Origin of the sequence: Ruegeria sp. HKCCD8929 (assembly GCF_013031405.1) — a bacterium.
Lineage (GTDB): Bacteria > Pseudomonadota > Alphaproteobacteria > Rhodobacterales > Rhodobacteraceae > Ruegeria.
Genome location: NZ_WPZY01000139.1, coordinates 1 through 1,215, shown reverse-complemented (window position 1 = coordinate 1,215; position 1,215 = coordinate 1). Strand labels below are relative to the sequence as shown.

The window sequence follows — 1,215 nt, the reverse complement described above, 5'->3', positions numbered from 1 at the left end:
GCTCCGCCATCGAGTTGATGTCATCCTGCACGAACCGGTACTTGTAGCTCTTGGCGGTCACCAGGTGCTCATAGATCGGGATGGTGGTCAGGTTGATCAGGGCAATCGACGCCGCCGGCGGTGCCGTGTCATTGCTGATCGCCGAGGACAGATCCTCGATCGCCTTGGCAGTGACGGCAAAGAGCGCGTCATTGGCCGCAATCGTGGTGTTCTGCAGCACCGGGTTCAGACACTTGTTGGTGTCGTTGCACCGCAGGCTCTTGAGCGTTCCGCCCTCGACCAACGCTTTGGCCGATTCCGGAGACAACCCGCGCGCCGGAATCGTGCGGTGGGTCATCGAGCTGTCATCATCGGCAGGTGCGATGGTGATGATCGTGCCCGAGAGCGTCATGAAGAACTCGGCGATCCGCGGATTGGACGATAGGAAGTTGTTCTTCTTGATCGCACGCCAGGCGTAGTTGACGTCCACCGGCACCTGATCCTTCAGCTCACCATTGGCCCGGTCCAGCGTGGATTGGTTCTTGCCGCCCGTGCCGCATTCATGACGTGCGGCCACCCGGTCGGCAAAACGCCCGGTATATCCGCCGATGGTCTGGCAGACATGCTGGGAGGCGCCATCCATCTTCGGCCAGAGGGAGCCCACGAGCAGCTGTCCGGCCTCACAGGAATTGATATTGCCGGCATTCACCTGCTGGATCAGGTCGCGCAGCTTGGCAACGATCTCCTGCACCGACGGCGACAGGCTTTCCAGCGCCAGCTCGAAGGCGAATCCGGCCGCGTTCTGCATGATCGCCTCCATCAGCGCGATCAGCTCTTCTTCGGAGATGAACGAAAACGCCCCGCCGAAGATGTCGATGCCGCCGCAGCCGGCGCGGATCGAGGGCAGCTGGATCGCGGCCAGCTGGCTATTGCGGGGCCTTGTGCGCAGATAGAGCGAGCCCATGGTGGCATAGCCCGCCTGCTGTCCCTGGTAGGCGGTTGGTTTGGTGACGTTGACCCCGCCGCCCGAGCGCTCCCAGAAGTTGCGCAGATCGGAGCCCACCTGGGACAGGGCCGGTGAGGCAAGGCAAAGAGCAACGGATGCGGCTGCAGAAAGAAGCGTCTTCATTGAACATCCTCCAAACGAGAGAGTTTGACCGGTTCGGCTGGGTCATAGGGCTGATCCGTCAGCCCGTAGCGCAGAAGCAGGTCTTCGATGTTGCGCACGCTGGTCAG

The 1,215-nt window shown here is 61.9% G+C and carries 1 protein-coding gene; it reads right to left on the bottom strand.

Annotated elements, in window-relative coordinates:
• The coding region (locus GOX53_RS29440) for a conjugal transfer protein TraH (RefSeq protein ID WP_171182423.1) at positions 1-1,108 on the bottom strand (1,108 nt) is incomplete at its 3' end.
• Positions 1,109-1,215: the final 107 nt, after the last annotated feature.